The following is a 26060-nucleotide window of genomic DNA, read 5'->3' as shown; positions in this document are numbered from 1 at the left end:
GCTGAGTTCAGCGGACCTTCAGTGGACCGTTACCGTGATTCCGGACTCGGCTTAGGAAGCCGGGTTGTCGGTGCTGAAGGCCTGCGCCAGCCACTCACTGACAGCGCGTCCGCTCTGTTCGACGAGCTCCCTCCGCTCCTCGGCATCCTCGACGCCCGCCAAGTGCGTCGCCAGCGCCTCGTCGAGCGCGTCACGTGCAGTCCCCGCGTAGTCCGTCACGAGATCACCGGCAACGGGCGGATCCACGAGGCTCAGCACCCAGTGAACGCTGCGCTCGGCAGGGACAACGAATCCATGCATGGACCTCGGTTGGCTCATGTCCGCGAGCATAGGAGTCCCTCCCGGCTATCCACGCGGATCCCGTGGCTCCGGCATCGGCTGTCCGAGGAACTCCTGCGTGGCTGCTCCGTCCCAAGAGCGTTGCAGCGAGGCTTCCTTGACGAGTGTCAGCGTTGGAGGTGATGGTGGTGCAACCTGAAGCAACCCATCATGCGCGGGAGTCCGACATGGATCTTCAGTTCATCGGCATGGACCCTGAGACCGACACCGACCACTGCCCCACCGTGTGGGTGGATGCGGAGGGGGGCGACTTGGTACTGCAGGGCTGGAAGGCCGACGACGCGACCGAGGCGAAGTGCCAGGAGACCGGTTCGCTGCCCGACTACGAAGCGGTGATTCGGATTCCGGCGCGCATGGTGCCGTTGCTGAGAAGGGCATGCGATGACGCAGAACGTTCCGCCCTTCGCTGATCTGCTGGCCGCCTGTGAGCGGTCGGCCGTTCATCTGGAGATGCGCGACGCCTACGGCGACAATGAGCGCTTTGCGGCGTGGCGGGCGGGGCACCGGACCAACTGGGAGGATCGCGCATCCTGGTGGCAGCCTTTCCACGCGACCATCTCCGATGCGGTGGCGCGAGGTGTTGAGATCCGCCGGGCCCGGATCGTTTCGGAACCTGTTTCCGAGTACATCCGCTGGGAGCACTACGTAACGACTGCCAACGTTGCGGCAGGCGAACAGGTGCGTTGGATTCCGCGTCGGATGACTACGGATCTACTTCTGCCAGGAAACGATTTCTGGGCATTCGATGGGAAACTCCTGCGAGTTCATCACTTCTCCGGCGATGGTGCCGTAGTGGAAGACGAGCTGGTTGATGATGTGAGCGTGGTGGGCCTGAACGCATCCGCATTTGAGGAAATCTGGAAGCGGGCCGTTCCGCACGAAGAGTTCGCCGTCTAGAGAAATTTTCAGGCAGATACCGGATCATGTCACCATCTCCCTCCTCCAGTGTCCGAGCCGCCCGTGAAGCCCTCGCCGCCCGCCTGCGCGAGATCCGGCTGGATGCCGGAATCACGGGGCGGGAACTGGCAGTACGCGCCGGCTGGAGCGAGTCGAAGTCGTCGCGGATTGAGAATTCCAGGACGCCACCATCGGATGCAGACATTCGTGCCTGGTGTCGGGTCTGCGACGCCGAAAATCAGTCGGCCGACCTTATTGCCGCGAATCGTACGGCCGACTCGATGTACGTGCAATGGCGGCGAGTTCAACGTACCGGACTGAGTCGGGCCCATGCGGCGAGCATCCCGCTGTACGAGGAAACGCAGCATTTCCGTGTCTACTGTTCGAACGTCGTGCCGGGATTGTTCCAAACTCCGGAGTACGCGACCGCGCTGCTGTCATCCATCGTCGCGTTTCGCGGGACTCCGAACGACGTGGCTGATGCCGTAGCGGCGCGGATGGCACGGTCTCATGTCATCCGAGAGGGCGACCACCGGTTCGCCGTTCTGGTCGAAGAGTCGGTGCTGCGATATCGGGTCGGCGACCCGGAGGTGATGGCAGGTCAACTCGGTCATCTCATAGCGGTGATGGCGCTGCCAGCTGTCTCCCTGGGCGTGATTCCCTTCACGGCCAGGCGTGACATCTGGCCGCTGGAGACGTTCTCGGTGTTCGACGACCGGCGGGTGCACATCGAGTTGTTGTCGGCCGCCGTGACCGTCACCGAGCCAGGAGAGGTCTCCCAATACGTCGACGGATTCAGCGAGTTGGCTGCGATCGCTGTGCATGGGGCTGCCGCAAGATCGCTCATCACTGCGGCGATCGACGCTCTCAAGTGAACTGAGATGCAAGTCGCTGCAAGGACGTAGAGGGCGATGAGCCGCTGTTCCTAGCGTGGTGTCCATGGCAGCGGCGAACTTCTGCGAGGGCGAGTACGTGACCGATGAGGCCGGGGATCTGGGACCCGGTGTGGTGGTCAGAGATCTGGACGGCGGACTTCTGCGCGTGCGCTTCGAGCACTACGAAGCAACCGTGAACACGAACCGTCTGCGTCCGGCGACCGATGATGAGACGCGACGTGTGACGGCGACGGAGGAACACCGTACGTCGACGGGCTCCGAGCGGAACGGGGGCCGCTAACCATGTGGGCCACACAGCCGGGCGTTAGCGCACTGTCCCCGCCTCCGGCCAGGGATCGCTACATCACGATGTGGTCTGCCACGCGCCACCGATACGTGATCGCCGACCGGGTCATGCGCGACGTCTGCGCGCTGCCCGACGCCGATGGCGTGTGCCGGGTTCTGGTGTTCATGACCGATGCGGTCGCTACCGCGTATCTGCAGGGCTGCTACCAAGTGTGGGGGGAGCGACCGAAAATGGGGCGCCGGCATCCCGCTCCACTTCCGCGTGAACGCTGAGACTCCGGTCCCCTGATCCGGCTGCGGCTGTCGGCCGGCTGCCCACCCCGGACGTGGTGCAGGCAGCCGGCCGGCGCTCACTCGCGAACGACTACGCGCTCACGCGCTCAGCGGTGCCAGGGCCATCGGGCGGACGCGGCCCTCGATCATGGCGCCGAGGCCCTGGACCGCGCAGACGTCCGGGCGTTCGGCGATGGTGACCGGGATGCCGGTGGCGTGGCGGAGCATGGCGTCGAGGCCGGGCATCAGGGCGCTGCCGCCGGCGAGCATGATGCCGCGGTCGGCGAGGTCGGCGACCAGGTCGGGGGGGCAGCGGCGCAGGACGGTGCCGATGGCGTCGAGGACCGCGGTGAGCGGGGTGCGCATCGCGTGCCGGACGCCGTCGGTCTCGACCAGGACGGTGCGGGCGAGGCCGCTGACGACGTCGCGGCCGTAGACCTCGGTGCTGTCGAGGGTCGGGCCGGTGGTGCCGAGCACGTGGTGCAGCGGGCGCACGGACTGGCTCGGGAGCATCAGCTCGTGCTGGCTGCGCAGGTGCTGCACGACCGCGTGGTCGATGGCGTCGCCGCCCACCGGCACGGTCTCCGCCGCGACGATCGAGCCGAGCGACAGGACCGCGATCTGTGTAGTGCCGGCCCCGCACACCACGATCATGGTGGCCTCGGGGTGTTCGACGGGCATTCCGCAGCCGACCGCCGCGGAGATCAGCGTGTCGACGAGTTCGACCCTGCGGGCGCCGAGCCCGAAGAGCGTCTCGGTCGCTGCGCGCTGCGCGAGCGGGTCGCTGCCGTTCGGCATGCAGACGGCGGCGCGCACCATCGGCGCGCGGCGCCAGGACTTGCGCAGCTTGTCGCCGAGGAGGTGCTTCAGCATCCGCTGGGCCATGGCGATGTCGACGATGGTGCCGTTCGACACCGGCCGCACCACGCGGATGTGCTCCGGGGTGCGCCCGGCCATCTGCTCGGCGCGGGCGCCGACCGCGATCAGCGCGCCGGTCCTGATGTCGACGGCGACCACGCTGGGTTCGTCGACGACCAGACCGGTGTTCCTCAGGTAGACGCGGGTCCTGGCGGCCCCGATGTCGAAGGCGACCGAGCAGCGGCGGAGTTGGTCGAGGGTCGGGTTCACAGCAGCGCCTCCGCGTCGTCGGTGGGGCGGTAGCTAGCGAGGGCCCAGATGACGAAGACGTCGATCGCGATGAGCGTGATCGCCCAGACGGGCTGGTAGGGCAGGAACATGAAGTTCGCGAAGATGCTCAGCGAGGCCAGGGCGATACCGGTGACCCGCCCCCACGCGGAGCCCGTGAGCACGCCGTAGCCGACGACGACCGCGATGACGCCGATGATGAGGTGGATCCAGCCCCAGGACGTCAGATTGAAGCGGAAGGCGTAGGCCGGGGTGGTGAGGTACACGTCGTCCTTGGCGATGGCGACGATGCCCTGGAGGATCGCCAGCACACCGGAGACGAACAGCATGATGCCGGCGAAGACGGTGCCCCCGGCGGCCAACCCGTTGGCGGAGGAGTCGGCCGGTGGGCGGCTGCCGCCCCAGGCACCCCCCTGCGGTGTGGGTGGCGGTGTGGACGCGGTGGGTGAATCCTGGCTCACAACGGGCTCCCGAGATCGCGACGACGAGCGCGACGGGAGCATTGATCATGAAACTCCCGCCTTAAAGACAAAAGGATCAGCTGCCCGGAAAGGTCCCGCCACCGGAGATGGGCCGTCCGGGGGGTGCGGCCCGCTCCGGGCCGCCAACGGATGCGCATTCCGGCCCGTCGGCCCACGATGGATGGTGGCTGGGCCGTCCTGCCTGCGGTGACGGACTGACGGCGAGGGAGGCGGACGCGTGCACCCTGACGCCGACGCGGACTCGAACGTCATCCTGCGCGGAATCCTGGAGGGCACCTCGGCCGGCGTGGGCATCCTCGACCCCGGTATGCGCTACGTGTACGTCAACCCGGCGCTGGCCCGGATCAACGGCGTGCCCGCCGAGGCGCACCTCGGCCGGACCATCGCCGAGGTCCTGCCCGGCATCGACAGCCGCGAGGACGTGCTGCGCGCCGTACTCGCCGACGGGCTGCCGCGCGAGGTGACGTCCAGCGGGCACACCCAGGCACCGTCCGGGCTGGAGCGGCGGTACTGGCACGGCGCCTACCACCGGCTGGTGGCGGAGGGCGTGGTGATCGGCATCGTCGGGATCGTGCTGGAGGTGACCGCCTCGCGGCAGCAGCAGCGCGATCTGGAGCAGGCCCGCGAACGGCTCACCCTTCTGGACGCCGCCGCCACCCGCATCGGCACGACGCTCGAAATGGACGCCACCTGCGGGGAGCTCGCGGACTTCCTGGTGCCGCTGCTCGCCGACGTCGCCTCCGTCGAGGTGCTGCCGGTCACGCAGGGGGAAGGCAGCGGCCGCCCGGCGCCCGGGTCGCTGCGGATGCGCAGGACCGCGCTGTCGTCCGTGCCGAGGCTGCGGGAGCGCGTGCAGGTGTTCGGCGTGCCGGGGGAGTACGTGGACTACCAGGCCGGCTCCGCCATTCCGCGCTGCCTGGAGACGGGCAAGCCGCTGATGCAGAACCTGCTGTCCGACGAGGATCTCGTCCGGGCGGCCCCCAACACCGAACGCGTCGCCGCGTACCGGGCGGCGGGCATCCACTCCGCGCTCGTCGTCCCCCTCGCCGCGCGCGGCCAGCCGATCGGCACCGTGACCCTGGTGCGGGCCGGGGACTCCCCGGGCTTCACCGCCGAGGACGTCGTCGTCGCCCAGGACCTGGCCCGCCGGGCGGCCATCAGCCTCGACAACGCGCGCCGCTTCACCCGGGAGCACGACATCGCGCTCGGGCTGCAGAGCGCCCTGCTGGCGGAGCCCAGCAGCCCGCACCCGAACCTCGAGGTGGCGTCCCGCTATCTGCCGGCCGGCAGCAGCGCGCTGGTCGGCGGCGACTGGTTCGACGCGGTCCAGCTGCCGGGCGGCAGAACGCTGCTGGCGATGGGCGACGTCATGGGGCACGGCGTGGAGGCGGCCGTCGACATGAGCCACTACCGCGCGATGCTGCGGGTCGTCGCCGCCGACGACGAGCCCCCGAACCGCATCCTGGAGCGGCTCGACGCCCTCATCGCCTCGACCGAGTCGGGCCGCCCCGCCACCTGCATGCTCGTCCTGGTGGATCCGCCGCGCGGCTTCACCTGGTACTCCAGCGCCGGCCATCTGCCGCCCGCCGTCCTCGGCCCGGACGGCAGCGCCGACCTGATCCGCGTCCCCGCCGGCCCGCCGCTGGGCACCGGGTTCGGCGGCTACACGCTGGCCAGGGGCCGCTGCAGCCCCGGCTCGGTCCTGCTGCTCTACACCGACGGCCTCGTCGAGCGCCGGGGCGAGGACATCGACGTTTCCCTGGCCCGGCTCGCGGCACTGCGGCTGACCCCGGAGGGCAGCCTGGAAGAGCTCCTCGACCAGGTGCTGGAGCGGCTCGTCGACAGGGCCATGGAGGACGACGTGGCGGTGCTGGTGGCCCGGGTGGTCACGTCGTAGCGCGGTGGCTGCGGTAGCCGCGCCCGTCAGTGGGCTTCAGCCGGCTTCAGTGGGCGGGGGCGGTGGCTGCGGTAGCCGCGCCCGTCAGTGCGCTTCAGTGGGCTGGAGTCGTGGGGATTGTGGAGACCGGAGGGACCGCGGCGACCGGGGGCGTTGACGGGCTGGTCACGGCGGGGGCCGGCGGCGCGAGGGTGATGGCCGGGGCCGTGGGTAGCTGGGTGACGGCGGGGGCCGTGGACGGGGCTGCCACGGACTGGAGGCGCACGCCGTGCTCGCGCAGCCACGGCACGGGATCCACCCCTGACCCCAGCTCGGGCGTCACCCGCACCTCGAAGTGCAGATGCGGACCGGTGGAGTTGCCGGTGCTGCCCGACAGCGCGATCTGCCGGCCCGTCAGCACCCGCTCACCGACCTTGACCTGCATCAGCGACAGATGCGCGTACTGCGAGAAGTACCCGTTGCCGTGCCGCAGGACGATCTGGTTGCCGAACCCGTCGCCGCACGTCGTCCGGACGACCGTTCCGGCCCCCACCGCGCGCACCGGAGTGCCCTCCGGCACGGCGAAGTCCTGGCCGGTGTGGCGGTTCGCCCAGTGGTCGCCGGGCGCGTCGAAGCCGGCGGACAGGGTGTAGTGGTCGACGGGCGCGATCCAGGGGGCGCGCACCCGGATGGCGGTGCCGGGCGACGGCATCTCCTCGGGGATCGCGTGCGCGCACTCCTGCGGGGAGGCCAACCGGGCGGATCTGGCGGCCTCCAGCCGCCGCAGCAGTTCGCGGGCCCGTGCCAGCTTGGCCGTGATCTCCTTCTGGAGCCCGGCCTCGCGCGCGGTCTGCTCGTCCAGCTCCCCGAGCGCCCGGTCGGCCGCGGTCCTGTCCCGTCGCAGATGGGCGGTCGTCGTCGCCACGGTGCTGAGCAGCGCCGTCACGGCCTCGTCGCTCTTGCGGAGCCGCCCCATCCGGTCGAGCAGCTCCTCGGGGGAATCGGACAGCATCAGCGCGGCGACGGCCGGCAGCCCTCCCGAGCGGTACTGCAGCCGGGCCAGCAGGCCGATGCTCTCGTGCAGCCCGTCCATCTTCCGCTGACCGAGCGTCACCGACCGCCGCAGCCGGACGGCCGTGGCCCGCTGCTTGTCCGCGGCCCGCCGGGCCTTGTCGTACGCGGTGGTGGCGTCGGCGGCCTGCCGGTACATGGTGTCCACCTCGGCGGACACGTCCCCGAGCCGGTCGTCGGCGCGGGCCTGCCGCCCACCGAGGGAACCGTGCGCGGGATCAGGCAGGAGCGGCAGGACCGGCAGCGCCGTCAGCAGTCCGGCGCAGAGCAGGACGGCGAGCGACCTGACGGCCGACCCGCGGACGGACGCGGTTCCTGGCATCGGAGGATCATCGCGCCACGACCGCCGCCCGCGCCCGCTGGACACGCCGCGGGCCGTCCGCTCTCCGCCGTTCGGCCGGTACCGCGAAGGCGCGTCACCGAGGATGGTTACTTTCCGTGGTCAAGGCAGACAAACTGTTGTCTCCGTGGCCGTCGCCGGATCCCGGGACGGTCTCCCGGTGGCGGTCACGGCCCTGTCGTCCTCCCGCGCCCGCCCGCGCCCTTCCCTGCTGCCCGGCGCTCTTCGGTGTCTCCTCGCCGCTTGCGCTATTCGGAGTCCTCCAGCCGGAATCCGACCTTCAGCCCCACCTGGTAGTGCTCGATCTCGCCGTCCACGATGTGGCCGCGCACCTGGGTGATCTCGAACCAGTCGAGAGCGCGGAGCGTCTGCGACGCCCGGTGGATCCCGTTGCGGATCGCGGCGTCGATGCCTTCGTGCGAGGTGCCCACGATCTCGGTCACGCGGTACGTACGGTCGGTCATGGCGTTCTCCCGGCGTAGTGAGGGGCGGTGGGGGGCGGCGTGTACGTTCCGTCCTTCCGTCCACGGTGCCCGAAGGGCCGCCACTCCGCATTCCCGCAAAAGCGGACATAAGATCATGTACTCGACCGTGTTCCGGTGGATGCGCTGGAGCCATGGTCTGCGAGCGACGGCGTGCAAGCGAAGACGTGTGAGTGATGACGGAGGAAGCGCGTGGACCGCCTTTCCGGCCGCTGGCCCGTCCCCGTCCGCTTCGTCCCGCTGGCCGTCGTCCTGATCGGCGTCTGCTTCGACCTCCTCACCCCCGTCGACTACCACGGCGGACCGCTGCTCGCCGTGGCCTGCGTGGCGGCCGGGGCGACGCTCTCGTTCGGCTCCACTCTGCTGCTCTCCGCCGTCTCCCTCGGGGCGATGGTCGGGCTGACGGTGTGGCACGGGTCCTTCGGCCACGTCCTGGGCGCCGCCGAGATCGCCAACGTGTTCCTCGCGGGTCTCATCGGCCTCGGCGTGAACCGGCTGATCGACCGCTACGGCCGGAGCCTGGCCACCGTGCGGACGGTGGCGGAGGCCGCCCAGCGCGCCATCCTGCCCACCCCGCCCGAGCGGATGGGCCCGCTGGACATCGCGGTCCGCTACCGCGCCGCGCAGAGCGAGGCGCGGATCGGCGGCGATGTCTACGCCGTCGAGGACACCCCGTTCGGCACCCGGCTGCTGATCGGCGATGTGCGCGGCAAGGGGCTGGGCGCGGTCGGGGCGGTGTCGGTGCTGCTCGGCGCCTTCCGGGAGGCCGCCGAGTGGGCGGCCGACCTGCCGGAGTTGGCGGAACGGCTGGAGCACTCGCTGATCCGCGAAGGGGTCCGCCGGGCGGGTGAGGACCAGACGGAGGGCTTCACGACGGCGCTGCTCGCCGAGTTCTCCGCGGACTGCCGCACGCTTCGGCTGCTCAACCGCGGCCACCCCGCTCCGTATCTGCTGGTCGGCGGCACGGTGTCGGCCCTGGACGCCGCCGAGCCGGATCTGCCGCTCGGCATGGGCGGGCTCAACGGCTCCCGCTCGGCGCCGGACGCCCACCCGCTGCCGCCCGGCGGCACCCTGCTGCTGGTCACCGACGGGGTGACGGAGGCCCGCGACAAGGCCGGGGTGTTCTACGACCCCGTCGTACGACTGGCCGGCCGCGGGCCGTTCCAAGGTCCGCAGGAGGTGATCGACGCGCTGGTGTGCGACGTCGAGGAGTGGTCCGGCGGCCGCGGTACGGACGACATGGCCGTACTGGCCGTCAGCTACCACTGACCGGACCGGTGGTGGGCCGGTCCTCAGGGGGGTGAGTCGGCGCGGTTGGGCCAGGTGCGCCACAACATGCGACGTACGGATGAATCGCGTGAAGATCTCCGTATGGACGACCAGCGCGAGGCGCTCCCGGCTCCGGTCCTGCGCATGGCGCGGTGGTGCGCGGCGATCCTGCTGGGCGCCGCCGTCGTCGCGCTCGGGCTGTGGGTGTGCGTCGAACTGCGCGCGGCCGTCGTCCCCGTACTCCTCGCGCTGCTGGGCGCCGCGCTGCTCGGGCCGTTCGCCCGGCAGCTCGTGGCGCGCGGGCTGCCCCGGGCCGCGGCGGCGGCGCTGACCTGTGTGGTCCTGATCGCGGTCGTCGTCTTCGCCGGGTGGGTGATGGTCCACACCCTGGTGACCAACGCCGCCCAGCTCTCCGCCTCCCTCGAAGAGGCGGGTCAGCGGCTCGCCGACGATCTCGGCTCGGCCGGCGACACGATGAACAGCGCCGCGCAGGGACTCAACAGCCTCGGCGCGCAGCTGGGCGGTGCGGTGGCCAAGGGCTTCGTCAGCGGGCTGGGTGTGGCGGCGCAACTCCTCATGGGGCTCGTGCTGATGCTCGCGATGCTGTTCTTCCTGCTGCGTGACGGCGACCGGTTGCCGGGCGCGGTCCGCACGGCGCTGCCGAGCCCTGTGGCGGAACGACTGCTATGGGTCGGGCGGCGCGCGTTCGCCGCGATGTCCGGCTACATGCGGGGTACGACGATCATCGCCGCGATCGATGCGGCGTTCATCCTGATCGGGCTCGCCGCCCTGCGCGTACCCGGCGCTCCGGGGCTCGCCGTGCTGGTCTTCGTCGGCGCGTACGTGCCCTACGTGGGTGCCTTCCTGTCCGGAACGGTCGCGGTGCTCGTCGCTTTCGCCGACCAGGGGCTGGGGACCGCGCTGTGGACGCTCGGGGTGATCCTCGCCGTGCAGACGATCGAGGGCGCGGTGCTGCAACCCGTGGTCCAGAGCCGTACGGTCCGGCTGCACCCGGCCGCCGTGATGCTCGCCGTCACGGCGGGCGCGGCGGCGGGCGGACTGCTCGGCACCCTGATGGCCGTACCGGTGGCGGCGGCCGCCTTCGGCGTGCTGTCCGAACTGCGGGACGAGCGGCGGGCGGAGCCACCTGAGCCGCCGGGACCTCCCGAGGCGGCGGTCGCGGAGGAGTAGAGCAGGAGTAGAGCAGAAGTAGGGCAGGAGTAGGGCTGGCACTACCGCGCCCGTCCCGCCCCGGCGCCTACCGTGGCCGGGTGCAGCCCCTGAACACGCAGAACGCAACTCCACTTCCGCGCCCGCGCCCGCTCCCGAGCGCCTGGCAGGCGATGGCCGACCCCGCGTTCGTCCTGTCCGGCCGGCCGTGGCGGTCCGCGGCGTATCTCCTCACCGGCGGACTCGCGGGCGCCGTCACGTGTGCCGTCCTGGTCCTGGGCACGGCCGTCGGCGGATCGCTCGCGCTCGTCCTCGTCGGGCTGCCACTGCTGGCCGCACTCGCCCTGGCGGGCCTGCCGTTCGGTGCGCTGGAACGCCGCAGGATGCGCTGGATCGACCCCCGGCCCGCGCCCAGCCCGCACCGGACCCCGGACCGCACCGGCCTCACGGCCTGGGCGCGGCTGCGGTTCCGGGAGCGCGCCACGTGGTGGGAGCTGGGCTACACGGTGCTCACCGCGTTCGTCCTGTGCTGGTGCGATCTGCTCGTCCTCGGGTTCGCCCTCGCCGTTCCCGGTGCGCTGATGGCTACGCCCGCACTACTGGCCACCGAGGGCGAGGTGCACGTGCTCAAGACGCTGCACATCGACTCGTACGGCAACGCCTGGGCGCTCGCGCTCCTCGGGGCCGTGCTGCTGGTCGCCTTCTCCTATCCGCTGACGGCGTTCGCCGGGGTACGGGCCGAGCTCGCCCGTTTCCTGCTGGTGCCCGGCGACGACAGCTCACAGCGGCGGATCACCGAGCTCACCGACTCGCGGGTCCGGCTCGTCGACGCCTTCGAGGCCGAACGGCGCCGCATCGAACGCGATCTGCACGACGGTGCGCAGCAGCGTCTCGTGGCGCTCTCCATGACGCTCGGCCTGGCCCGTCTCGACGCGCCGCCCGGCAGCCGGCTCGCCGGGCAACTGGCGGTCGCGCACCGGGAAGCCGGCCAGGTCCTCACCGAACTGCGCGAACTCATCAACGGCATCCACCCGCAGATCCTCACCGACCGCGGCCTGCCCGACGCCGTCGCCGACGCCGCCGACCGCTCCCCGGTGCCCGTCGACGTCTCCTTCGACCTCCCGGGCCGACTGCCCGACGCCGTCGAGACCGCCGCCTACTTCGCGGTCTGCGAGGCCCTGGCCAACGTCGCCAAACACAGCGGCGCCACCCGCGCCACCGTGACCGGCGGCCACGACGGCACCCACCTCGACGTACGGATCCACGACAACGGACGCGGCGGCGCCGGCCGGCCGGCCGGGCCTCCGGCAGACCCCGCGAAGCAGGGCGGCACGGGTCTCACCGGCCTCGCCGACCGTGTCTCCGTCGTGGCCGGCACCCTCGACGTCACCAGCCCACCGGGCGGCCCCACCTTGCTGCACATCCGCATCCCGGCCCCGGCCGCACCGAGGCCTACACGTCGAGCGTGATCCTGCCGCCCTCGGACGCTGCCCTGGAGACGCAGATCAGCATGTTCGTGTCCGTGCGGCGGGCCGTCGGGCTGCCCGCGTGGGCCACTTCGCCCGCCAGGACCGGGAGGCGGCAGGTGCCGCAGAAGCCCTGGCGGCAGGAGTAGCCGGTTTCGGGGCGCTGTTCGGCGAGGACGGAGAGGGCGGAGCGGTCGGCGGGGACGGGGAGGACCGGGCCGTCGGGGCCGAGTTGGAGTTCGAAGGGGGTGCCGTCGACGACCGGGGCCGCCGCGAAGCGCTCGAAGTGGAGGCCGCCGGCGCCGGTCGTGGGGAACGCGTCGCGCACGGCGGTGATGAGGGGCGGGGGTCCGCAGAAGTAGACGGAGGTGCCGCGGCCCGCTCCGGACAGCAGTTGTTCGGGGGTGGGGATGCCGTCCGTGTCGTCGGTGCGGACGGTGACCCGGCCGGAGGCACCGGCCATCGCGCCGATGGCGTCGATCTCGTCGAGGAACGGCAGGGTCGCGCGGCTGCGGCCGGTGTAGACGAGCCGCCAGTCGGCGCCCGCCGCGGCGGCGGCGCGGACCATGGGGAGGATCGGGGTGATGCCGATGCCGCCCGCGATGAACAGGCAGGCGCCGCCCGGTGCGTAGGCGAAGGCGTTGCGCGGGCCGTGGGCGCGCAGTTCGGTGCCGGGGGTCAGCGTCTCGTGGATCTCGCGGGAGCCGCCGTCGCCGTGCGCGAGGCGCCGTACGGCGATCCGGTACGTGGTCCGGTCGGCGGGGTCGCCGCAGAGGGAGTACTGGCGGCGGCGCCCCGACGGCAGGTCGAGGTCCAGATGCGAACCCGGGTGCCAGCCCGGCAGCGGGCTGCCGTCAGCTGCTGTGAAGCGCAGGCTGACGACGTCCTCGGCCTCCTGCCGCACCTCGGTGACGACGAGCCGCAGCGAGCGGTCGACCGGGCGTGGCTCGCGGCGCTTGCGGCGGGCGCTCTGCCACAGCAGGAAGGGTGTGACGCGCGCCAGCAGGGCGAGGATCGGGTCCGGGCGCGGGTCGGTGGCGCTGCGTGGTGGCGGCGTCCGCAGGTCGTCCCCGGTCCCGGCTCCGGTCCTGGTCCGTGACCCGGTCCTGGTCTCTGTCCCGGTCTCTGTCTCGGTGCTCACGTTCGGTCCTTCGACGAGTGGAACAGGTCAGCGGTGGGCGGCGCGCGCGGCGGGCGAGGCGGCGAGGTAGGCGACGGCCTGGGTCGTCGAGCCGTACTGCGAGGGGTGGTAGCCGGGGCGCAGATAGCCGAAGTACAGCCGCACCAGGCTCTTCGGGCTCGGCAGCACGCCCTTGCGCGAGGCCCGGAACCAGTCGCGGAAGCGCGGCTTGTCGCGGCCCGCGATGCGCTCGGGGTCGGCGGCCATCAGGTAGCGCAGGCCCCGGACCCACCAGTAGACGAGGACGGGGAAGGCGACGACATGGGCGCGGACGCGGTTGCGGTAGCGGCCGTCGAGGTGCGTGAACAGGTCGTAGGCGACCGCGCGGTGTTCGACCTCCTCCGCGCCGTGCCAGCGGTACAGGTCGAGGATCTCGGGGTTGTGGTCGGTGCGGTCGATCGCTTCGGCGTTGAGGATCCAGTCACCGAGGTACGCGGTGACGTGCTCGATCGCCGCGATGATCGCGATCCGGTCGATGATCCAGCCCTGCGCCTTCTTCCCGGTCAGCTCCCGGTCGCCGAGCATCTTGCTGAAGAACCAGCGCAGTTGGTCGGTGTAGGGCGAGGTGTCGAAGCCGACCTTCCTGAAGTGCGTGAGGACGGTCTGGTGCGAGGCGGAGTGCGTCGCCTCCTGGCCGATGAACCCGATGACGTCCTCGCGCAGCCGGTCGTCCTTGATCATCGGGACGGCCTGCTGGAAGACCGTGATGAACCAGTCCTCGCCCTCGGGCAGCAGGATGTTCAGCACGTTCGCGAAGTGCGTGGTGAACGGGTCGCCGTCGATGTAGTGCATCGGCAGGCCCGTCCAGTCCCACTGGACATCGCGGGGGGTGAGAACCAGGTTGTCCGGTTCGGTCGCGGTCATTCCTGCCCTGCCTTCCGTGCGGCGGTCGTCCTTGCGGCGGTCCGCTCGGGCGTCGTCACGCCCGGCGTCCGGTCGATCCGGTCGATGAGCCGTGCCGTGAACTCCGCGACCAGATCGGGGCGGAACGCGGGCAGCCAGTGCCCGCCGTCCACGATGTGGATCTCGGTGTCCGGCGCCCAGTCGGTGATCTCGGTCTGCCACGGCACGAGCACGAACATGTCCCGCCGGGGCGCGAGGACCTGCGCGGGCAGCGCGGCGTGGCGGGTCCGGGGCCGGAGGGTGCGGGGCAGCACATTGGCCCGGTAGAGCTTGAGTCCCGCACGGTTGCGGGCGGCCAGTCCCGGGCCGTAGCCGGCCGGCGGCTCACCCGTCTCCAGCCGCTGCGCGGCCTTGGTCACCGCGTCGAGGAGTCCCGCGCGGCAGGCGAGTTCCGCGATGCCGGGCAGATGGAAGAAGCCCACGTAGCCGGAGGCGAGCGACTGCCGGGTGAAGTGCCAGAGCTTGCGCGGGCTCGGGCGTAGCTGCGCCCGGAACCAGCGGCCGGTGTGGTCCAGGTCCGGGCCGGAGATCGAGGTCAGCGACGCGAAGCGGTGGGCGGTCGCCGGCACGGTCACCGTGTGCCAGCTCTGCACGGAGCCCCAGTCGTGCGCCAGGACGTGCACGGGCGCGTCCGGGCTGACGGCGTCGGCGACGGCGGTGAGGTCGGCGGCGAGCTGCGGGAGCCGGTAGTCCTGGTTCCTGCGCGGTACGCCGGAGGCCCCGGAGCCGCGCACGTCGTACGTCACCACGTGGAAGCGGTCCGCGAGGCGCCGCACGACGCCGTCCCAGACACCGTGGTCGTCGGGGAAGCCGTGCACGCACACGACCGTCGGTGCGGCCGGTTCGCCGTGTTCGTAGACGGCCAGCCGGACGCCGTCCGAGGCCGTGACCCATCGCTGCGACATGGCGGTCACGATGGCAGCTTGTTGACGCCGTGTCTACTAGTGGGCGGAGACTCGTCCGGCCGGATCCGCCGGGCGGGAAACGGGGTCCGCGGGCGGAGTACCGGGCCCACTCCCGGACGACCCGGGGCATACCGACCGGCCGTTGCCCCATCGAGACGCTTCCGCAATTCCTCCGATGCCTCCGTCACGGGCCGGCGTTCGTCACAGGGGCAAAGGCCGACGAGTCCGTGGGGGAATCGCATGAAGCGGTACGAGCAGCGGTACGGCAAGGGGTACGGGACGCGCTCCGGAACGCAGGACGGGACGCGTTCCGTAACGCAGGACGGCAAGCGGGCGGGGAAGCGGGCCGGGAACGCGCGCCGGGTCGCCGTGGCGGCGGCGGTCGCCGGCGGGCTGCTGCTCGCCGGGTGCAGCAGCGGAACCCCCGACGCGTCGCGGAACGGCAGCGCCGACCGAGCCCCCGTACGACCGGCGCCCGCACCGCCGAACCTGAACGGCGGACCGGCCGCGTCGGCGGCCCCGGACGGAGCGGCCAAGGACAGCTCCGGCGAAGCGCAGAAGCACAGCCAGGCGGTGCCCAGCTATCTGTCCACCTTCGCGCTGGACGTCGACACCGCCTCGTACGGCTACGCCCGACGCACCCTGGCCGGCGGCCGGCTGCCGGCCCCCGAGACCGTGCGCCAGGAGGAGTTCGTCAACAGCTTCCGGCAGGACTACCCGCAGCCCGAGGGCGACGGATTCACCGTCACCACCGACGGCGCCCGCACGGACGGCGAGGGCATCTACACCAAGAACGACACCCCGAACGACGTCAAGGGCACCGACAGCGAGGGCAGTTGGTCGCTGCTGCGCGTCGGCCTGGCGACCCGCTCCGCGCAGAGCGGGAGCCGGCCGCCCGCCGCCATGACGTTCGTCGTGGACGTCTCCGGCTCGATGGCCGAGCCCGGCAGGCTCGACCTCGTGAAGCAGGCGCTCGGCAGCTCCATCGACTCGCTGCGCCCGGAGGACTCCCTCGCCATCGTCACCTTCAGCGGCGAGGCGCGGGTGGAACTGCCGATGACCCGGCTGGGCAGGGTCGAGAGCCGCGGCCGGATCCACTCGGTCGTCGACGGCCTGGAGCCGCGCGACGAGACCAACCTCGCCGCAGGCGTGCAGGCGGGCTACAACGAGGCGGTCAAGGCCGCACGGCCCGGCGTCACCAACCGCGTCGTGCTGCTCTCCGACGGCCTCGCCAACTCCGGTGACACCACCGCCGCCGCGATCCTCGACCGGATCGGGACGGCCCGGCACGACCACGGCATCACGCTGTTCGGGGTGGGCGTGGGCAGCCAGTACGGCGACAAGCTGATGGAACAGCTCGCCGACAAGGGCGACGGGCACACGAGTTACGTCTCGGAGCCCGAAGCGGCCCGCAGGCTCTTCACCGAGCAACTGCCCGCCAATGTGGACCTCAGGGCCCGCGACGCCAAGGCGCAGGTCGCCTTCGACCCGCAGACCGTCAGCGAGTACCGGCTGATCGGCTTCGACGACCGGACCGTCGCCAACGGGGACTTCCGCAACGACGCGGTGGACGGCGGCGAGGTCGGCCCCGGGCACACCGTCACGGCCCTGTACTCGGTCCACCTCAAGCCCGGTGCCTCGGGCCACGTCGCCACCGCCACCGTCCGGTGGCTCGACCCGTCCACCCGGGCTCCGCACGAGCAGTCCGGCACGATCGAGGCCGCCGCGCTCACGTCCCCGCTCTGGACCGCCGCCCCGAAGCGGCTGCAGGTCGACGCCCTGGCGGCCTACTTCGCCGACTGGCTGCGCAACCGCGGCGACGCCGACCGCCTCCCCGGCGCCCCGGAGCTGCCGGTCCTCGCCGAGCACGCCACCACCCTGGCGAGCAGCACCGAGGACCCGGCCGTCCGGGACCTCTCCCAGGCGGTGACGCAGGCACGGCACCTGACGGGCTGACGGGCTGACGGACCGACGGACCGAACGGGCTCGGAAAGCGCTACTGGCGGCCGCCGAGTACGGCGCGGTCGGCCGCCTCGGTGCCGTGCGTCCAGCCTTCGTGGTCGCGGCCCTTGAGCCGGTGCGAGGTGGTGGTGGGGAACATGCGGGTGGTGGTGTCGCGGACCGCGACATCCCGCGCGGCGAGAGCCGGCAGCAGGCGTTCCGCCGGGAGGTCGGGGGCGTGGGTGGCCTGCTCGGTGGCGTCGGCGAGGCGTTCGCGGATACGGCCGGCGTAGGCGATGAGGAAGGACTGCCGGAAGTCCTTGGAGCGCGAACCACCGTGCCGGGCCTTGCCGTTGCGGCCCTTCCCCGAGCCGTTCCCCGCACCCTTCGCGGTGCGCAGCATGGCGGCGTCCGCCTGGACGAGCAGCGAGGTGTAGAGCAGCTCGACGGCCTCCAGGTCGGGCTCGAAACCGACGACCGTCGAGAAGCCGACGTCGCCCGCCCACACCGCCTGGCAGCGGTTGGCCGCCGCCACGGCGTCGAGGAGCAGCGCCTTGGCGCCCTCGTAGGGCTGGTCGATGCCGATACGGCAGGCTCCCGGACCGTCGGAGCCGCCCGCGCCCGCGTCCGAGGCGATGAGGGCCTCGTCGATGCTGTGCCGGGCCATCAGTTGCTGGGCCTTCGAGCTGAGGGCCTCGGCCTCCTCCGGGAAGTCGGTGGATTCGGCCTTGGCGAGCAGGGCGCGGATCCGGCCGAGCAGCGGGGCCGCGTGGCGGTGGGCGGCTGCGCAGGCCGCCGTGGGCGCCGCCACCGGCGTGATGCGGGGCAGCCGTCCGAGCAGCCGCAGCAGTTCCATGACGGAGACGGCGGCGGAGAAGCCGTCGAGCCGTTCGCGGCGGCCGTGGGCGGCGAGGAGCGTGCCGTCGCCGTTCCACGGGCCGGCCGCCGCCAGCTCGGCGAGCTGGGCGGCCCAGCGCGGGTCCTTGGACGCGGCCGCCGCGGGGGCCGTGCGGGCCTCGGCGGTGATCAGGTCGGCGGCGAGGCGGGCGTGCCCGTCCGTGAGCCTGCGGCGCGCGATACGCACCACGTCGGCGGGCTGCCAGCCGCGGGTCCAGCAGGACCGTACGAGCCGGTCGGTGAGCGCGAGCAGCGCGTCGTTCGCGGCGGAAGCGGCTCCCGAGGCGGCGGGACCGGAGCCGGCAGCGGCCAGGGCCGAGGCGCTGAGGTCGACGGCGTCCTCGGCGTCGGCGTCCGCCGCGTTGAGCGCGCGGAGGTACGCCCGCTCGATCACGTCTGCCACGTCGTTCTCCGCCACGTCCGCCACGTCCGCCGCCTCGCCCTTCAGCTCTCCCACCCGGTCTCCCATTCTGCGGGAGAGCCGGGAGCGGGAGAACCGGGAGCTACTCGCCCTGGGCGATCTCCACGCTCTCGTGGAGATCGGTGGCGGCCTCGACGGCCGCCGCCGCGGACACCAGGAGACAGCCGGCGAGGAGGGCGGCCACGAGGCGCCGGCCACGGGCCTGCCGCAGTCCGGCCGGCGGTGTGGCGTGCAGGAGCGCCGCGACGCGGCGTGGGACGGGGCCCGTGGTGGCGGCGAGCGCGGCGCTGGGGCGGGCCGAGCCGGTCGTGCGGGCCGCCAGGGCGGCGCGGCCGACCGCGCGGGCCGCGAGCCGGCGGTCGCCGACGGCGGACGCGGCGGACTCGTCGGCCCAGCGCTCCAGCGCGTACGAGAGCGGCGCCCGCAGCCCGCGCAGCAGCGGATGGCAGGTGGCGGCGAGCGCGGCGACGACGATGAAGCGGTGGTGGTGGCCGGCCAGATGCGCCCGCTCGTGGGCGAGCAGCGCCTCGCGCTCGCCGGGCCGCAGGGCGCGCAGCATGCCGGTGGTGACGACGATCCTGCCGGGGCGCCCCGGCAGGGCGTACGCGTCGGGGTCGCTGTCCTGGAGGACGGCGAGCTCGCCGGAGGCCACACAGGTGCCGGTGGCGGCGCGGGCCCGGGCCATCTCGGCGCGGAAGCGGTGGCCGGCGAGGGTCACGGCCCCCGCGCAGACGGCGAGCAGCACCGCCGCGACACACGCGGCGGGAACGGTCAGGCCGGCGCTGCCGAGTCCGGCGAAGCCGCCGAGCCCGTCGGTACCGGCGGTGAGCAGCGGCAGCGTGAGATGGCCCAGGGCGGCGACCGGAGGCAGCAGCAGCGCGCCCTGGGCGGCCAGCAGGACCAGGGCCAGGGTGCTGCTCGCGGCCAGGACGGCGGCCGTGCAGGCCAGCAGCCAGGCGGCGGAGCGCGGTGCGAGGGACGCCGCGAGCCGGCGGGCGACGGGGACCGCGAGCAGCGGCATCAGCAGCGGTGGCACGAGATCGGGGTTCACCGGGAACCGCCCCCCTCCCCCGTACCCGATGCCGCGTCCACACCCGACTCCTCCCCCGCACCCGACTCCGCGTCCGTACCCGACTCCGCGTCGTCCAGGAGGGCGCGCAGCAGCTGCTCGTCGTCGGGGCTCAGCTGCGACACGAAGCGGGCCAGTACGGTCTCCCGGTCCTCCTCCTTGTCGAGCTCGGTGCGCATCCGGCGGGCGGCGAGGCCCGGCGAGTCCTGGGTGGGGGTGTACGCGTAGCCGCGCCCGGACCGGGTCCTGGCGACGGCGCCCTTGTCGTGCAGCCGCGCGAGGATGGTGGTGACCGTGGTGCGGGCGAGCGCACTCCCGAGATCGCGCTGGACGTCGGCGGGGGTGAGCGGTCCTTCGGCGGCCCACAGCGCCGCCAGGACGCTCGCCTCCAGCTCGCCCGGCGGGCGACGCGCCGGATGTGTCTCTGGCATGGAACGCCCCTTCCACCTGATTCGTCTACAGTGCTGTAGACCGTCTACGCGACTGTAGTCGGACGGGTGCGGCGCAGCTCGCCCCCGCAGCCCATTATGGGAGGGCCCTCCGCCAATGCCCCTGCCCCTCGCCACACCCCTGCTGGACGCCGTTCCCCAGGCAGCACCGCTGGCGGTCAACGTCCTGGACGCCCACGACCTGCTGGCGACGTTCGGCGCGATCGGCATCGCCGTCGTGCTGTTCGCGGAGACCGGCCTGCTGATCGGCTTCTTCCTGCCCGGCGACTCGTTGCTGTTCACGGCCGGTCTGCTGTGTGTGCCCGGCGCGTCGGACGTGGTGCATCTCTCACTCTGGCAGGTCCTCCTCGCCGCCGCCGCGGGGGCGCTGGCCGGTGCGCAGACCGGCTACTGGATCGGCCGGCGGGGCGGACCGCCGCTGCTCGCCCGGATCCGCAATCCCCATCTGCACGACGGCGTCGGCCGCGCCGCCGAGCTGCTGGAGCGGTACGGGCACGCCAAGGCCGTGGTGCTCGCGCGCTTCGTCCCGGTCGTCAGGACCGTGCTCAACCCGATGGCCGGCGTGCTGAACGTGCCCGCGCGCACCTTCGCCCTCTGGCAGATCATCGGCGGTCTCGTCTGGTCGGTGGGCCTCGTGCTCGGCGGCTACGCGCTCGGCTCCTCGGTGCCGCACGTGGACAAGTACCTGCTGCCGATGGTCGCGCTCATCGTCATCGTCTCGCTCACCCCGCTCGCACTGGAGCTGTACCGCTCACGGAGCCGCGTCAAGGCGGCCGGGGCCGGCGCCGGGGCGGGCGGCGGCACCGGAACAGGGGCGTCCGGAACAGGGTCCGGGGTGGGGCCCGCCGCCGACGCACCGGAGGGCCTGTGAACTCCGGCATCGACGCGGGTCTCTACTCCTGGATCACCGCTCTCGCCCAGCGCGTACCGCGACCCGTCGACACCCTGATCCAGGCGTGGAGCGACTACGGGCTCGCGGTGTTCGCCGTCCTCATGCTCGTCGCCTGGTGGCGCGCCCGGCAGGGCGACGCGGCCCGGATGGCGACGGCGCTGTCCGTGCCGGTCGCCGTCGTCGTCGCCTACGCCGTGAACGACGTGCTCAAGATGGTCTTCGACGAACAGCGGCCGTGCCAGACGCTGCGCGCCGTCACCATCGAGGCCTGCCCGGCGCCCGGTGACTGGTCCTTCCCCAGCAACCACGCCGCCATCGCCGCGGCGGCCGCCGTCGCCCTGCTCGTCATCGACCGCGGTCTCGGCTACCTCGCGGTGCCCGCCGCGCTGTTCATGGCCGCGTCCCGGGTCTGGATCGGGGTGCACTACCCGCACGACGTGCTCATCGGGGTGATCGTCGGCGCCCTGGTCGCCCGGCCGCTCGTACTGCACGCCCACCGCGCCGCGCCGGCCGTCGAGCGGCTGCGCGGCACGAAGCTGAAGCCGCTGCTCAGAGCCGCATAGCGGCCGCGCCGGAGCCGGCAGAGACCACGGTCGCACCCTTCACCTCGGCCCAGCGCGCCGCCTGCTCCGCGGTCTGCCGGCCGCGGAGTGCGGCGAGCTTCAACAGCGCCGCCTCCGCGCCCCCCGCCAGCGTCTGCGCCTCCGCGCGGTAGTGGTCGTCGATCACGGCCTCCACCTCGGCCTCGTTCATGGCCGGCACGATCCGCTCGCTCAGCTTGTTCATGTTGCGGTACGAGCCCTGCAGCAGGAACGGCGGTTCGGTGCGCGTCGCGTCCGCCTGCCCGGCGGAGACGATATACTGCGCGTTCACCGCCAGGACGGTGCCGCGCACCCGCAGCAGATGCCGCAGCACGGCCAGGATCCGGTCCAACTCGCCCTGTTCGTAAGGGTGGACGAGGCGGTCGGCGCGCGCGGTCGGGTCGCCCTCGGCGAGCCGGACGAGCAGTTCGAGGTCCGCGCGGTCCCGGGTGGACAGCGGGGCGAGCACCTCGTTCGAGGTGAGGGCGTTCTCCAGATAGCTGAGCGCGAACAGCGCCTCGCGGCCGGTCACGGCGTCGCCGAGGTTCCAGACGTCGGCCCGGTTGGCGAGCATGTCGGGAACGCGGAAGACCCGTCCCGACTCCGTGTACGGGTTGCCCGCCATGCACACCGCGAAGCGCTTGCCGCGCAGGTCGTAGCTGTGGGCCCGGCCGTCCCGTACGCCCTCGACCCGGCGCTGCGCGTCGCACAGCGGGATGAACTTCTGCAGCAGTTCCGGGGACGTGTGCTGGATGTCGTCCAGGTACAGGAGCGTGTTGGTTCCGAGCTCCAGCGCGAAGTTGATCTTCTCGACCTCGCGGCGGGCGGTCGCGTCCGGTGCCCGCTCCGGGTCGAGGGACGTGACGGCACTGCCGAGCGCGGGCCCGTCGACCCGCACCAGCACCAGGCCGAGGCGGCTCGCCACGTACTCCATCAGCGTCGTCTTGCCGTAGCCGGGCGGCGACATGAGCATCAGCAGACCCATCCGGTCCGCCTTCTCCCCATCACCGGCGCCCGCCGCGCCCGTCGTCCCCGCCGTGCCGAGCTGCTTCGCGAGGTTGTCGCCGATCAGCGGCAGATGGACCTCGTCCAGCAGTCCGTTGCGCACGAACCCGTTGAGCGCGCGCGGCCGGAAGTCCTCCAGCCGCAGCCGCGCCCGCTCGGCCGCCACGAGGGCGGCGCGGTCGTGCTGGTACGCGCGGTACGCCGGTACCTCCTCGGTCCTGAACCGCCCGGTCCTGGTGAGCACTTCGTCCAGCCGGACGGTCATGGACCGGCCGTCGATCCGCGGGTGCGCGCCCAGCAGCCCGTCGACGGTGGCCGACAGGACGGCCTCCGACTCGTAGCGCGTCAGCTCCTCCCCGCACACCAGCGCGGTCACCGCCTCCGCCCGGTCCTCGCCCCCGCCGAAGCTCCCCAGCCAGGCCTCCGCGAGACGGTAGCGGGCCGCCAAGTCACCGCCGAGCGCCTGCAGATCGTCCGTGAACTCCTTGTACGGGACGGCCTGCGGCCCGCCGAGTGCCCCGGCGAACCGCTCGCGCAGCACCCGTGCCGGCGCACCGCCGATGAACCCCTGCCGGGGCGTGGCGAGTTCCTCGACGAGGTACTCGCCCAGGAGACCGAGCCCGTCGCGAGGCCGGGGTACATCGGCGAGACCCGCCCCCGCCAGGAACTCCCCCGCGCAGGCGGCCAGTTCCTCCGCCAGATCGGCGAGAGCCGGAGTGGGTCCGAACAGGCCGCGGGCCCGGCTCAGGGACGTGGCGCGGGTGGTCCACGCCGTGCGGGCAGCGGCGTCCGGGCCGTACGTCCAGAAGAGCTGCGCGGCGGCGCGGACGGCGGAGGGGTAGCGGAGCAGGCCGGCCGTCGAGTGCAGGTCCAGCAGCGCGCGCAGCAGGGTGACGGTGTCGTGGTCGTGGACGCCGCGCTCATAGCCCTCGTCCAGGCGGGACGAGGCGGCGGCCCGGACGAGGGCCGCCAGTTCCCCGTCGTCCGCGCCCGGCGGGACCTCCGGCAGCAGCGTCGCCGCGAGGTACTCCGCGCGGTAGACGTCGGGGGACTCGGAGACCAGCGGGCGGTCCCAGAAGCGGCGGGTGGCGGCGAAGGCAGCGTCCCGCACCGGCGCGCGGTAGTCGGTGCCGGTGACGGTGAACGCGAGCCCGCCCTCGTGCGGGACCAGCGCGAGGTCCAGGGGCTGGGTGTTGACCGCGAACCGGTGCCGGCCGAGGCGGATGGCCGCGCCGCCCGTGTCGTACAGGTCCAAGCGGTCGCGCAGCGCGCGGCCCGCGTCCTGGCGGGCGGCGGCGAGGTGGCCGTCGAGCTCGGTGCCGCGCGCCGGGTCGCCGAGGGCCCGCAGCTCGTCCGCGACCTTGCGGACCTTGGCGGCCATGGGGTCGGACGCGAAGTAGGTGTTGATCTCGTCGAGGGTCGCCAGGCCCGCCGCGCGGCGCCGTACGCCGTCGAGGATGCGGGCGGCGGACCCCGCCAGCCGCTCGGTGCGCCGGGCCCGTTCGTCCGTGAGGGTCTGCCGGCGCGCGGAGAAGGTCTCGTGGATCTCCTCGCGCCGGGTGCCCAGCTCGGCGAGGTACTCGTCCCATTCGGCGAACCGCGCTTCGAGGTTCTCCAGCTGGACGAGGAGCCGCCCGAGCTGTTCGTCGCACGCCTCCGGCGTTTCGGCGGCGGCGCGGGCGCTGCTGACGGACTGCGCGAGCAGGGCGAGTTCCGCGGCGAACTCGGCGCGGCCCTCACTGGTGAGGAGTTCCCTGCGGCGGGCGTCGAGGAGCGCGCGGGCCCGGTTCACACCGCCGAGGACGTCGGCGATCCGCGCCAGGATGCCGGTCCTGACGGTGGCGTCGGCGATCTCCAGGGTGCCGACGATCCCGGTGACGGTCTCCAGCGCGGCGGCCTGCTCGGCGAGCCGTTCCGCGACCGGTACCGCGTCCGCGACGACCGCGATGACCTCCGCCTCGGCGCCCGCGCGCTCGACGCGTTCCCGGTAGTCGGCGAAGGCGTCCTCGCGGGAGAGGTGCGCGACGGCGCGGTGCGCGGCGGCGGTGAGGTCGGCGTCCAGGCCGGCCGCCAGCTCGCCGATACGGTCCCGGTCGGCGTAGCGCAGCTCGCGCAGCGTCTCCAGCCTGCCCTGCCCGGCGCGCAGTTCCGACAGCTGGTCCACCCAGTCGGCGGCCGACTTCGGGGCCTCGCCGCGCGCCCGCCGCACCACCGACGCGATCCGGGCCGCCGCCTCCTCCACGGCCTCTGCCGCCCGCGCGGTCAGCGACTGCACCTGCTCGTACTCGGCCAGCACCTGCTCGGCAGTGCTCCGCACCTCCTGCAGCGGCCCGCGCAGATCCCCCGACTCCGCTTCGCCGAGCCAGTGGTAGCGGTCCAGGACCCGCGCGCACAGGGCGGCCAGCGCCGCGAAGACGGCGGCGGCCGGTGCGGTGTCGGCGACGGTGGCGGCCACCGAGAGGCAGTCGGAGATGCCGCGCACCAGGTCCGGGTTGCCGATCCGCTCCAGCGGTCCGGTGCCGACCGGCTGCGCGGCGGCGTAGCTGTCGGAGAGGTACGGGGTCTGCCAGCGGTGCAGCGGGTGCACCCGGGTCGGCTCGTCGCCGGCCGCCCGCATCGTGACGAGCGTGCCGTCCTCGAACAGCGCGTAGCCGTGCGTCCGGATCGGCGTCGCCACGGCCATGCTGATCATGTTGTACGGGAGCAGCAGCCGGCGTCCCGTGGCGGCGGCGTGGAACACGTAGAGCAGGTCCTCGCCGTTCGCCGAGCGCACCAGCCGCTCGAAGGCGAAGCCGCTCTCCGGCTCCAGGTCGCCGACGTCACCGGCATCGTCGAAGGTGCGCATCGCGCCGGTGGCCAGGCAGTAGCCGCCGGGGAAGATGATCCCCTGCTCCTCGGGCAGCCGGCGGCACGCCTGCCCGATCGCGTCCAGCCGCGCCACGTCCCCGGTCCGGGTGTGGACGACCAGGTGGCGCCACGCCGTCTCCTTGTACGGGCGGACCCGCAGCACGAGCAGCGGCCCGACGACCGCGTACGCCACCTCCGCGTCGGCCAGCGACTGCAGCGGCTCGTCCACCGGCTCGGTGTGGTCGTTGACGGTGAGCGTCCCGCCGGCCACCGAGACCGAGACACCGCCGGGCAGCGCGATGTGCGGCTCACGGGCCTGGACGCCGGGAGTACCCGGAACGCCGGCAGTGCCAGGGACGCCCGTCGTGGCGGGGGCGCCCGGGACGTGGTCCTCGCGGGTCGCTTCGGTCCAGGTGAAGTCGTGCGTGGGCGGCACCACATGGTCGCGCTCGCCGCGCGCGTCGACGTACGTCGCGGAGCCGTCCACCGACAGCCGCCAGCGCAGCACGCGGACGTCGTCGACGGCGGGACCGGTCCGGAAGACTGCCAGCAACCTGCCGTCCAGCGGGCGCAGCCGGGTCAGCCGCGTCTGCCGGTAGTAGCGGTACAGCTCGTCGAAGTCCCGGACGAAGCGCGGGTCGTCGAGCAGCCCCGGGACGGGCTCCCCCTGCACGCTCAGCACCTCGCCGACCGCCGGCTGCCCGTCCGTCCGGCCGCCCGGCGCCGGGTTGGCGCCGAACAGCAGCCGTTCGCCGACGGGCGCGATGTCGCACGGCACACAGGCGTGCCCGGTGCTGATCCGGTCGGTGCCGGCGAGCCGCAGTTCGGCCGACCCGAACACCTCCTGGCGGCGCGCGTTCAGCGCCTCCGCGCGCACCGCCAGCGTTCTGGCGGACGCGGCCAGCCGGTCCCGCAGGACCTCGTAGGTACCGGCATCGATCCGGGTCTCAGACACTTCCAGCCTCGTTCACCGATGTG

The 26060-nt window shown here is 72.8% G+C and carries 23 protein-coding genes; 11 read left to right on the top strand and 12 right to left on the bottom strand.

The genetic code is table 11. The annotated features are described in order from the left end of the window. Positions 1-51: 51 nt before the first annotated feature. Positions 52-318, bottom strand: coding sequence for a hypothetical protein (locus C6N31_RS32540; protein WP_138355868.1), 267 nt, complete (start codon positions 316-318; stop codon positions 52-54). Positions 319-506: 188 nt separating this feature from the next. On the opposite strand from C6N31_RS32540, the gene C6N31_RS32535 reads away from it, so the two are divergent. The 4 genes from C6N31_RS32535 (at position 507) to C6N31_RS32520 (ending at position 2412) form a co-directional block, all read left to right on the top strand. Continuing rightward, on the top strand, positions 507-749 hold the full coding sequence (locus tag C6N31_RS32535) for a hypothetical protein (protein WP_138355867.1): 243 nt from the start codon (positions 507-509) through the stop codon (positions 747-749). After that, positions 721-1236 carry a DUF6879 family protein gene (locus C6N31_RS32530; protein WP_138355866.1) on the top strand — a complete coding sequence of 172 codons (516 nt, stop codon included), beginning with the start codon at positions 721-723 and terminating at the stop codon, positions 1234-1236. Before C6N31_RS32535 ends, C6N31_RS32530 begins: the two co-directional genes overlap by 29 nt. Before the next feature lie 26 nt (positions 1237-1262). Beyond that, positions 1263-2111: a helix-turn-helix domain-containing protein gene (locus tag C6N31_RS32525; protein WP_138355865.1), complete on the top strand. Its 849-nt coding sequence runs from the start codon at positions 1263-1265 to the stop codon at positions 2109-2111. 64 nt (positions 2112-2175) lie between these two features. Next, a complete protein-coding gene (locus C6N31_RS32520; protein WP_138355864.1) occupies positions 2176-2412 on the top strand; it encodes a hypothetical protein in 237 nt (78 codons plus the stop codon). 377 nt (positions 2413-2789) lie between these two features. On the opposite strand, the gene mreB is transcribed toward C6N31_RS32520, so the two are convergent. After that, the gene (gene mreB, locus C6N31_RS32515) at positions 2790-3818 is read right to left on the bottom strand and encodes a rod shape-determining protein MreB (RefSeq protein WP_138355863.1); all 1029 of its coding nucleotides are present in this window, start codon (positions 3816-3818) and stop codon (positions 2790-2792) included. Further along, entirely contained in the window at positions 3815-4297 is a 483-nt protein-coding gene (locus C6N31_RS32510; RefSeq protein ID WP_138355862.1) for a DUF7144 family membrane protein, read from the bottom strand. Before C6N31_RS32510 ends, mreB begins: the two co-directional genes overlap by 4 nt. A 238-nt stretch (positions 4298-4535) precedes the next feature. Here C6N31_RS32510 and C6N31_RS32505 point away from each other — a divergent pair, with 238 nt between their 5' ends. Next, on the top strand, positions 4536-6215 hold the full coding sequence (locus C6N31_RS32505) for a SpoIIE family protein phosphatase (protein ID WP_244809234.1): 1680 nt from the start codon (positions 4536-4538) through the stop codon (positions 6213-6215). Between the two features lie 94 nt (positions 6216-6309). Here C6N31_RS32505 and C6N31_RS32500 read toward each other — a convergent pair whose 3' ends face one another. Together C6N31_RS32500 and C6N31_RS32495 are read right to left on the bottom strand one after the other, a co-directional pair. After that, the gene (locus C6N31_RS32500; protein ID WP_138355861.1) at positions 6310-7587 is read right to left on the bottom strand and encodes a murein hydrolase activator EnvC family protein; all 1278 of its coding nucleotides are present in this window, start codon (positions 7585-7587) and stop codon (positions 6310-6312) included. Positions 7588-7853: 266 nt separating this feature from the next. Beyond that, positions 7854-8069, bottom strand: a complete 216-nt coding sequence (locus C6N31_RS32495; RefSeq protein ID WP_138355860.1) for a dodecin — start codon at positions 8067-8069, stop codon at positions 7854-7856. A gap of 210 nt (positions 8070-8279) precedes the next feature. On the opposite strand from C6N31_RS32495, the gene C6N31_RS32490 reads away from it, so the two are divergent. The 3 genes from C6N31_RS32490 to C6N31_RS32480 all read left to right on the top strand — a co-directional run bounded on the left by C6N31_RS32490 (position 8280) and on the right by C6N31_RS32480 (position 11995). After that, positions 8280-9356, top strand: a complete 1077-nt coding sequence (locus tag C6N31_RS32490; protein WP_138355859.1) for a PP2C family protein-serine/threonine phosphatase — start codon at positions 8280-8282, stop codon at positions 9354-9356. A 102-nt stretch (positions 9357-9458) separates the two neighbouring features. Continuing rightward, entirely contained in the window at positions 9459-10547 is a 1089-nt protein-coding gene (locus C6N31_RS32485) for an AI-2E family transporter (RefSeq protein WP_198358827.1), read from the top strand. Positions 10548-10699: 152 nt separating this feature from the next. Beyond that, the gene (locus C6N31_RS32480) at positions 10700-11995 is read left to right on the top strand and encodes a sensor histidine kinase (RefSeq protein ID WP_138355917.1); all 1296 of its coding nucleotides are present in this window, start codon (positions 10700-10702) and stop codon (positions 11993-11995) included. On the opposite strand, the gene C6N31_RS32475 is transcribed toward C6N31_RS32480, so the two are convergent. The 3 genes from C6N31_RS32475 to C6N31_RS32465 are packed head-to-tail and all read right to left on the bottom strand — an operon-like array spanning position 11979 to position 14980. Continuing rightward, on the bottom strand, positions 11979-13133 hold the full coding sequence (locus tag C6N31_RS32475) for a PDR/VanB family oxidoreductase (RefSeq protein ID WP_198358825.1): 1155 nt from the start codon (positions 13131-13133) through the stop codon (positions 11979-11981). The genes C6N31_RS32480 and C6N31_RS32475 overlap by 17 nt on opposite strands. A 27-nt stretch (positions 13134-13160) precedes the next feature. Then, the gene (locus C6N31_RS32470; protein WP_138355857.1) at positions 13161-14036 is read right to left on the bottom strand and encodes a metal-dependent hydrolase; all 876 of its coding nucleotides are present in this window, start codon (positions 14034-14036) and stop codon (positions 13161-13163) included. Next, entirely contained in the window at positions 14033-14980 is a 948-nt protein-coding gene (locus tag C6N31_RS32465; RefSeq protein ID WP_198358823.1) for an alpha/beta fold hydrolase, read from the bottom strand. The genes C6N31_RS32470 and C6N31_RS32465 overlap by 4 nt, the downstream gene beginning before the upstream one ends. A 240-nt stretch (positions 14981-15220) precedes the next feature. On the opposite strand from C6N31_RS32465, the gene C6N31_RS32460 reads away from it, so the two are divergent. Continuing rightward, on the top strand, positions 15221-16936 hold the full coding sequence (locus C6N31_RS32460; protein ID WP_138355855.1) for a vWA domain-containing protein: 1716 nt from the start codon (positions 15221-15223) through the stop codon (positions 16934-16936). Positions 16937-16976: 40 nt separating this feature from the next. Here C6N31_RS32460 and C6N31_RS32455 read toward each other — a convergent pair whose 3' ends face one another. The 3 genes from C6N31_RS32455 to C6N31_RS32445 are packed head-to-tail and all read right to left on the bottom strand — an operon-like array spanning position 16977 to position 19739. Then, on the bottom strand, positions 16977-18275 hold the full coding sequence (locus C6N31_RS32455) for a DUF2786 domain-containing protein (protein ID WP_307811572.1): 1299 nt from the start codon (positions 18273-18275) through the stop codon (positions 16977-16979). 46 nt (positions 18276-18321) lie between these two features. Next, on the bottom strand, positions 18322-19290 hold the full coding sequence (locus C6N31_RS32450) for a M56 family metallopeptidase (protein WP_307811571.1): 969 nt from the start codon (positions 19288-19290) through the stop codon (positions 18322-18324). Next, a complete protein-coding gene (locus C6N31_RS32445) occupies positions 19287-19739 on the bottom strand; it encodes a BlaI/MecI/CopY family transcriptional regulator (protein WP_198358819.1) in 453 nt (150 codons plus the stop codon). Before C6N31_RS32445 ends, C6N31_RS32450 begins: the two co-directional genes overlap by 4 nt. 115 nt (positions 19740-19854) lie before the next feature. Here C6N31_RS32445 and C6N31_RS44425 point away from each other — a divergent pair, with 115 nt between their 5' ends. Both C6N31_RS44425 and C6N31_RS44420 read left to right on the top strand, forming a co-directional pair. Continuing rightward, positions 19855-20628: a DedA family protein gene (locus C6N31_RS44425; protein WP_232485926.1), complete on the top strand. Its 774-nt coding sequence runs from the start codon at positions 19855-19857 to the stop codon at positions 20626-20628. Then, complete coding sequence (locus C6N31_RS44420) at positions 20625-21212, top strand: phosphatase PAP2 family protein (RefSeq protein WP_244809240.1); 588 nt, start codon at positions 20625-20627, stop codon at positions 21210-21212. Before C6N31_RS44425 ends, C6N31_RS44420 begins: the two co-directional genes overlap by 4 nt. Here the strand turns inward: C6N31_RS44420 and C6N31_RS32435 are convergent. After that, a complete protein-coding gene (locus C6N31_RS32435) occupies positions 21199-26037 on the bottom strand; it encodes a DNA repair ATPase (RefSeq protein ID WP_244809242.1) in 4839 nt (1612 codons plus the stop codon). The two genes, C6N31_RS44420 and C6N31_RS32435, sit on opposite strands and share 14 nt — an antisense overlap. Positions 26038-26060: the final 23 nt, after the last annotated feature.

The organism is Streptomyces fildesensis (assembly GCF_016107395.1).
In the GTDB taxonomy this organism is placed as follows: domain Bacteria; phylum Actinomycetota; class Actinomycetes; order Streptomycetales; family Streptomycetaceae; genus Actinacidiphila; species Actinacidiphila fildesensis.
This window is presented reverse-complemented; position numbering and strand designations above follow the sequence as displayed.

What these genes read in the sequence shown, in the direction of transcription:
- C6N31_RS32445 (WP_198358819.1), bottom strand. Translation starts at nt 19,739, where the DNA reads ATGCCAGAGACACATCCGGCGCGTCGCCCGCCGGGCGAGCTGGAGGCG.
- C6N31_RS32480 (WP_138355917.1), top strand. Translation starts at nt 10,700, where the DNA reads ATGGCCGACCCCGCGTTCGTCCTGTCCGGCCGGCCGTGGCGGTCCGCG.
- C6N31_RS32540 (WP_138355868.1), bottom strand. Translation starts at nt 318, where the DNA reads ATGAGCCAACCGAGGTCCATGCATGGATTCGTTGTCCCTGCCGAGCGC.
- C6N31_RS32530 (WP_138355866.1), top strand. Translation starts at nt 721, where the DNA reads ATGACGCAGAACGTTCCGCCCTTCGCTGATCTGCTGGCCGCCTGTGAG.
- C6N31_RS32470 (WP_138355857.1), bottom strand. Translation starts at nt 14,036, where the DNA reads ATGACCGCGACCGAACCGGACAACCTGGTTCTCACCCCCCGCGATGTC.
- C6N31_RS32535 (WP_138355867.1), top strand. Translation starts at nt 507, where the DNA reads ATGGATCTTCAGTTCATCGGCATGGACCCTGAGACCGACACCGACCAC.
- C6N31_RS32525 (WP_138355865.1), top strand. Translation starts at nt 1,263, where the DNA reads ATGTCACCATCTCCCTCCTCCAGTGTCCGAGCCGCCCGTGAAGCCCTC.
- C6N31_RS32460 (WP_138355855.1), top strand. Translation starts at nt 15,221, where the DNA reads ATGAAGCGGTACGAGCAGCGGTACGGCAAGGGGTACGGGACGCGCTCC.
- C6N31_RS32485 (WP_198358827.1), top strand. Translation starts at nt 9,459, where the DNA reads ATGGACGACCAGCGCGAGGCGCTCCCGGCTCCGGTCCTGCGCATGGCG.
- C6N31_RS44425 (WP_232485926.1), top strand. Translation starts at nt 19,855, where the DNA reads ATGCCCCTGCCCCTCGCCACACCCCTGCTGGACGCCGTTCCCCAGGCA.
- C6N31_RS32520 (WP_138355864.1), top strand. Translation starts at nt 2,176, where the DNA reads ATGGCAGCGGCGAACTTCTGCGAGGGCGAGTACGTGACCGATGAGGCC.
- C6N31_RS32500 (WP_138355861.1), bottom strand. Translation starts at nt 7,587, where the DNA reads ATGCCAGGAACCGCGTCCGTCCGCGGGTCGGCCGTCAGGTCGCTCGCC.
- C6N31_RS32465 (WP_198358823.1), bottom strand. Translation starts at nt 14,980, where the DNA reads ATGTCGCAGCGATGGGTCACGGCCTCGGACGGCGTCCGGCTGGCCGTC.
- C6N31_RS32495 (WP_138355860.1), bottom strand. Translation starts at nt 8,069, where the DNA reads ATGACCGACCGTACGTACCGCGTGACCGAGATCGTGGGCACCTCGCAC.